Genomic DNA, 6389 nt, shown 5'->3' on the forward strand with positions numbered 1-6389 from the left:
CGGGCCGGTACCCACCCGCCCGTGGCAGAGCGGCTCACCGTTGCCAGGCCGTCCGCCCGACGGCCAGGCAGCGTCGGCCCGCGCACCGGCCGCGCTCCGCAGCGGAGCGCGGCCGGTGGCGCGTCAGCCGACCGGAGCGGGAAAGCCCCGGCCGTGATCGTTCTGCAGCCGTCGCATGGCGTGCGTGACGACATGCACCAGCACCTCTTTGACCGAATCCCGGTGCCGGGCGTCGGTCATGATCAGCGGCACCGTCTCCGGGATGGCGAGCGCCTCCCGCACCTCGTCCAGCTCGTAGCGGGGGGCGCCGTCGAACGCGTTCAGCGCCACCACGTACGGCAGGTTGCGGTTCTCGAAGTAGTCCAGCGGCGCGAACGCGTCCGCGATCCGCCGGGTGTCCACCAGTACGGCGGCCCCGATCGCACCCCGGATGATCTCGTCCCACATGAACCAGAAACGGGTCTGACCGGGTGTACCGAACAGGTACAGGATCAGATCGTCGGCCATGGTGATACGCCCGAAGTCCATGGCGACCGTGGTGGTCTCCTTGCCCGGCACCTTGGACGGGTCGTCGATACCCACACCGGCGGCGGTCATCAGCGCCTCCGTACGGAGCGGGGTGATCTCCGAGACCGCGCCGACGAGGGTTGTCTTGCCCACCCCGAAGCCACCGGCGATCACAATCTTCGCCGAGGTGATTCCCGGCCCGCGGCGGTCCCCGGCGGGGTCATAGCCTGCGAAGTCCACTTAGCACCCTCTCCAGCAGTTCCATCCGCTCCTCGTACGCCTCGGCAGGAGCGGCTTCGTGCAACGTCAGCAGGCCTTCGGCCACCATGTCGGCGACCAGCACCCGGGCAACACCCAACGGCAGACGGGTGTAGGCGGCGATCTCCGCCAGCGACTGCGGCTGGCCCTCGCAGACCATCGCGATGCGGTGTTTGTCGTGCCCGGCGAACCGGGATTCCGCCAGCGCCGTGACGCTGGCGGTGAGCACCGCCTCCAACGCGATGTCCTGACGGGGTTCCGTCCGACCCCGGGTGACCGCGTACGGCCGTACCAGCGCCCCCCGTGGATCGTCGCGTCGATCCATGCCGCGATCACCTCCTCAACAAGCGGTCCGGTCGCGCCACGCCGCGTACCGGTTTCGGTCTAGGGCCGCGACACCGCGTCCCTCGGCAGCGGCACCAGTGCGGCGCCCACCCGCTCGACCAGCAGCGCCATCTCGTAGCCAACCTGGCCGACGTCGCAGCTGCGCGCGGCGAGGACTGCCATCGAGGAGCCGTCGCTGATCGACATCAGGAAGAGGTACCCGCTGTCCATCTCGATGACGGTCTGCAGGACCCCACCGGCGCTGAACATCCGGGCCGCCCCCTCGGTCAGGCTGACCACGCCCGAGGTGATGGCGGCGAGCTGGTCCGCCCGGTCTCCCGGCAGGTCCCGGGACGAGGCCAGCAACAGCCCGTCCGCCGAGACGGCGACGACATGGGCGATCCCGGCCACACTGTCGGCGAAATTGGTGAGCAGCCAACTCATGTCCTGCATCGCGGCCGGCCTGGTCATTGCCTCGTCTCCTTGCTCGAATTGCCGATCGGGTCGCCGCCGGCGGACCGTCCGCGCTGCACACCGCGGTGGTAGGCCGACAGCAGACCTCGTACTTGGTCGGGCGACCTCCGGGTGCGGTCCTTGGCCGCGCTCGGGTCCACACCGCCGGGCACGAGCTGTGCCTGCGGCACCCGCTTGGGCAGGCCGCTGCGGGTGGTTCCGGTCACCTCAGGCTCGGCGGCGCGGGAGGCCCGGGCCCAGCCCTCGTCCGCCGCGGTACGCCAGCTCTGTCCGGCGCCGGGCCGGCCGCCCGCAGGCGGCGTGTAGCTCGGCGGCGGCGGCGCGGTGTTGTGCGCCGCGGTCGCCGGAGAGGGCGCGGCCGGGCGGGCGGGCGGCACCGTGGCGTACGACGCGGTGGCCGCGGTGAACGACGCCGGGGGGGCCGGGGCCGCCGGGGCGGGCGGATCGTCGAACGACGGGCGTTCGAAGATCGCGGTGGAGTCGTTGCCGTGGGAGCGGAACCAGACCGCCTCCATCTCCCGGAAGATCGGCGCCTCGGCGCGCTCCTCGGGGCGGCGTACGCCGGGTGCGGAGGCGGCGGCCAGACCGGCGACGGGTCCGCTGGGCAGCGGGGTGCTGCGGGGCGTGTACTGCGCCGGGACCGCCGGTGCCGCCGGCTGGGCCGACCCGAACGACTGCGCCGGCGGGGCCGGAGCGAACGACTGGGCCGGGGCCGCCGGAGCAGGTGACTGCGCGGCGAGCAGCCCCTGGGCGTCGGCGCCGGGCCGCGCCGCTTCGGGCGTACGCCGGGGCAGACCGTTCGCCTCGGTGTATCCGCCCATCTTCGGGGCGGAGACGGAGGGCGACGGGGCGGGCTCGGGGCTGCGCACCGGCCAGTCGGCCTGTGCCGGCGCGGCGGCTTCGCCGATCTCGGCACGCCCGCCGACGGGCTGCCCACCGGGCGTTTCCTGGCCCTGGCGCCACTGGCGTGCCAGGGTCGACGTGCTCTGCCGCCACTGCTGGGGCAGGGTCGGCCGGGCGCTGTTGACCGGTGGAGCGGCGGGCGGAGCGACTGCCATCGGAGCTTCCGGCTGGGCCGTCAGCTGCCGGGGCGGACCGGCGAGGATCTGCTCGCGGCCACGCACCTTGGGCAGCACCACGGTGGAGCTCGGCAGCGTCACCTGGGCGACGGTGCCCCCCTCCACATTGCGGCGCAGCTCCACCCGGATGCCGTACCGGTTCGACAGCCGGCTCACCACGGCCAGGCCCATCAGCCGGAAGGCCATCACGTCCACCGACGGCGGCGCGGACAGTCGCTCGTTGAGCGCGTCGAGCTGCTCGTCGGTCAGCCCCAGGCCACGGTCCTCGATCTGGATCAGCACGTAGTCGCGCACCCGCCGGGCGTCGGCCACCACGACCGCGTCCGGCGGCGAGAAGCGGGTGGCGTTGTCCAGCAGTTCGGCCACGAGCCGGACCACGTCGTTGACGGCGTGGGCGGCGACGGAGATGTCGGTGTCGACGGTGCCGAACTCGATGCGGTTGTAGGCCTCGACCTCGGACTGGGCGGCCCGTAGGGCGTCCACCAGCAGTGCGTCCTCACGCCGCGGCATGGCCGAGTCGGCGCCGGCGAGCACGAGCAGGTTCTCGTCGTTTCGGCGCATCCGGGTGGCGAGGTGGTCCAGCTCGAAGAGCTGGGCCAACCGCTTCGGGTCCTCTTCTGCCCGCTCGATGCGGTCCAGCTCGCCGATCATCCGGTCGACCAGGGTCTGACTGCGCCGGGCCAGGTTGAGGAACATCGCCGAGACGCTGGTCCGCAGAGCCGCCTGTTCGGCGGCGACCCGGACGGCTTCCTTGTGCACGACGTTGAACGCGTCCCCGACCTCGCCGATCTCGTCGCGGTTCTCCAGCCGGATCGGGTCCTCGAAGTCGCGCATCAGCGCCTCGACACCACCCTCGCCGATGCTGTCGATGTCACGGAAGCGGCTGACCGCCTCGGGCAGCTCCTTGTTCGCTACCCCGAGCGCGCCCTCGCGCAGCCGGCGCAGCGAGCTGTTGAGCGAGCGGGCCAGGAACACCGCGAGCGCGACGGCGAGGATCAGCGTCGCCGCGACCAGAATCGCCTCGATGCCGGCTCGGCGCACCACTTCGGAGCGGGCAGCCTCGACCTGGGACAGCAGCCGTTCTTCCATCCGCACCTCGGCCCAGCGCATCAGGTCGTTGACGGCGCCGACCGCGGCGGTGGCCTCGGCCGCGGTGACGAGCCCGACCGGGGCGTTGATGGAGCGGGTGACGTCGCTGGTGACCCGATCGGCCAGTACCACCGCGTCGCCGGCGACGGTGGCGCTGACCAGCGCGCGCTGTTCGGGATCGGCGGAGCGGGTGAAGTCCAGCATCGCCTCCTGCTGCCCGGTCAGGGTGGCCATGAAGGTGGAGAACTGCTCGTAGCTGCCGCCCTCCGCGGAGAGCGCGATGTAGATCGTCACCTCCTCCTCGGCGACCGCCGCCTTGGCGAGGGCGAATGACGCCAACGCCCGGCGGCTCTCGGAGAGCTCGTCCACGCCGGGCAGCTGGGAGAGCCCTTCGTTGTAGGAGATGAGCGAGTTGAAGAGCATGCCGTAACGGAGAATCACCTGGGAGACCGACATCTGCCGGTTGTCCAGGATCTGCTGCCGCAGGGAGGTCAGCGCCTCGAGGTTCTCGTCGATGACCGTCAAGCGCGCCTGCACCAGCGCCGGCACGGCGCCGATCTCGGCGCGCGCGGCCTCGTAATCCTCGATCCGGCGATCGGTGTCGCGGATGCGCTGGTTGTAGGGGTCGGCCTTGGCCCGTGGCTGGGCGAGGAACGCGGCAGCGGCCATCCGTTCCTTGTGGACATCCTGGGCCAGCGCGGAGGCGTTGTGGCCGAGACTGGTCAGGGTGCGGATCTGGGTGGCGCCCGCGGCCTCCTGGCCGACATCGACGAGCCGGACCGTCGCCAGACCGAGCACGGCGAGTACCGGGACGATGAGGATCAGGGTGAGCTTCGATCTGATCCGGACGTCACCGAACCGTGGCAGGAGTCCACCCCACTTGCCCTTTGATCCTGTGCGGTCAGACCGCGTCGTAGGTCCGGCGCTCACGACATCGCCTCCGTCGCCTCTCCCACGCGTGACCCGCCAACCCGCGCCTTGTGCAGCGGACCGCGCCACACGCGGCACGGCCGCGATTTCACCAGAACCTCGTCATTTTGGGAAGCCGCGACAGGGCCGAAAAGGGCCGCAGCGACGGCATCAGTTACTCCCGGCAAGGAATTCCTTCATTTCCACACGATGCTGATCAGGCAGTTCGTTGCGGTCGTACGGATTCGGACCCGCCAGGTGCACGTTCCGTACGGTTCACGATCTGCCAAGATGTGGGACCGTTCGTCTCAGGTTCGGGGGTTCCCGCGCTTGACCGCGGTACCGGCCATTGCAAGGATTTGCTCGCTTCGCGCACACCGTACGGCAAACCGCGGTCTTTTCTCTACTGAGGACGCTGCTGCCGTCATCGGCCGCCGGCAAACGCCGGGGGCCGCGCATTGGAGGATCCAGTTGAGCCCCATCCGCACCATAAAATTCACCCTCGTCGCATCGCTGGCGGTAACCACACTGCTCACCGGCTGCCAGCTCGGTACGGGTTCGGGGGACGCGGCACCGATTGTCGTCGGCGTCGACCTGGAGCTCTCCGGCAGCGGATCGGAGGCCGGGCGCGCCTATGAGCAGGCGCTCACCCTCCGGGTCGAGCAGCTCAACGAGCAGGGCGGCCTGGGCCGCCCGGTGGAGCTGCGCATCCGCGACAACCGCTCCGACCCCACAGAGTCCGAGCGCAACATCGTCGACCTCGCCGCGGACAGGTCGGTCGCCGGCATCATCACCGGCGGCTGCAACGAATGCGCGATCAAGGCTGCGGCCGCCGCCGGTGAGCAGCGGATTCCGCTCCTCGCGCTCGCCGGCAGCGACGCCATCACCAGCCCGCTCGCCGACCGGCCTTTCGCATTCAAGATCGCCACCAGCCCGCGCGAGAACGCCGGGGCGCTCCTCGGCGCCCTGGCGATGAAGCGGGTTCGCTCATTCAGCATGATCCGCATCGACGACACGTACGGCGCGGAGGGGCAGCGTGCCCTGCGGGAGGCCGCCGGACGGGTCGGGATGGGCATGGGCCAGGTCGTCACACTCGCGTCGGACGAGAAGGACCTCTCCGGACCGGTCGGCAGGGTCCTGCGGGACAATCCCAGCGCGTTGGTGGTGATCGCCTCCGCCCAGCAGGCGGCAGCCATCGTCACCGAGGCACGCGGCGCCGGCTACCGCGGTGAGATCGTGCTGGATCCGGTCGCGGGCGGCAGCCTCTTCCAGCCCGCCGGCACCGACGGCACGACGATCGCCTTCAGCCAGACGATGGTGATCGACGATATCGTCGCCACCACCCCGGCCAAGGCGATGCGGCTGCAGTGGTTCCGCGACTACAGCACCCGGTTCGGCGACTACTCGGGGCTCGCCTCGTACGGCGCCGACGCGCTGACCCTGCTCACCGAGGCTGTCGTACGGTCCGAGGTCGACGACACCGCGCCGGACCGGGAAGAGGTCCGCAGGGCGCTCGAGACCTCGCAGGCCGACGGATTCTCCGGGTCGCTGCGGCTGACGCCGGAGAACCACTCGGCGCTGATGCCGCAGTCGCTGACCCTGCTCTCGGTCCGTGGCGGTCGCTGGCGTCTGGCCTTCGGCTGACAGCCGCGGCGTCGGGTGCGGCCGCGCGGGCGCCCCCCCGCCGCCGGGGGCGGGCGGGGGGGGGGGGGCCCCCCCCCGCCCGGGCGGGGGCGCCGGCGGCGGGGG

Annotated in this window: 5 protein-coding genes; 1 reads left to right on the forward strand and 4 read right to left on the reverse strand. The window is 71.5% G+C overall.

Annotated elements, in window-relative coordinates:
- Positions 1–123: 123 nt before the first annotated feature.
- The 4 genes from ACK8GG_RS18575 to ACK8GG_RS18590 are packed head-to-tail and all read right to left on the reverse strand — an operon-like array spanning position 124 to position 4661.
- Complete coding sequence (locus ACK8GG_RS18575; protein WP_440349779.1) at positions 124–747, reverse strand: GTP-binding protein; 624 nt, start codon at positions 745–747, stop codon at positions 124–126.
- Positions 728–1090: a DUF742 domain-containing protein gene (locus tag ACK8GG_RS18580; RefSeq protein WP_440349780.1), complete on the reverse strand. Its 363-nt coding sequence runs from the start codon at positions 1088–1090 to the stop codon at positions 728–730. The genes ACK8GG_RS18575 and ACK8GG_RS18580 overlap by 20 nt, the downstream gene beginning before the upstream one ends.
- A gap of 59 nt (positions 1091–1149) precedes the next feature.
- A complete protein-coding gene (locus ACK8GG_RS18585; RefSeq protein WP_440349781.1) occupies positions 1150–1560 on the reverse strand; it encodes a roadblock/LC7 domain-containing protein in 411 nt (136 codons plus the stop codon).
- Positions 1557–4661 (reverse strand): sensor histidine kinase, encoded by a 3105-nt coding sequence (locus ACK8GG_RS18590; protein WP_440356882.1) that lies wholly within the window; start codon positions 4659–4661, stop codon positions 1557–1559. The genes ACK8GG_RS18585 and ACK8GG_RS18590 overlap by 4 nt, the downstream gene beginning before the upstream one ends.
- 450 nt (positions 4662–5111) lie before the next feature.
- On the opposite strand from ACK8GG_RS18590, the gene ACK8GG_RS18595 reads away from it, so the two are divergent.
- On the forward strand, positions 5112–6284 hold the full coding sequence (locus ACK8GG_RS18595; protein ID WP_440356883.1) for an ABC transporter substrate-binding protein: 1173 nt from the start codon (positions 5112–5114) through the stop codon (positions 6282–6284).
- Positions 6285–6389 lie beyond the last annotated feature (105 nt).

The organism is Melissospora conviva (assembly GCF_049523535.1).
In the GTDB taxonomy this organism is placed as follows: domain Bacteria; phylum Actinomycetota; class Actinomycetes; order Mycobacteriales; family Micromonosporaceae; genus Melissospora; species Melissospora conviva.

Bases quoted from the DNA above. Each gene is read 5' to 3' on its own strand.
- ACK8GG_RS18580 (WP_440349780.1), bottom strand. From the start codon at position 1,090: ATGGATCGACGCGACGATCCACGGGGGGCGCTGGTACGGCCGTACGCG.
- ACK8GG_RS18585 (WP_440349781.1), bottom strand. From the start codon at position 1,560: ATGACCAGGCCGGCCGCGATGCAGGACATGAGTTGGCTGCTCACCAAT.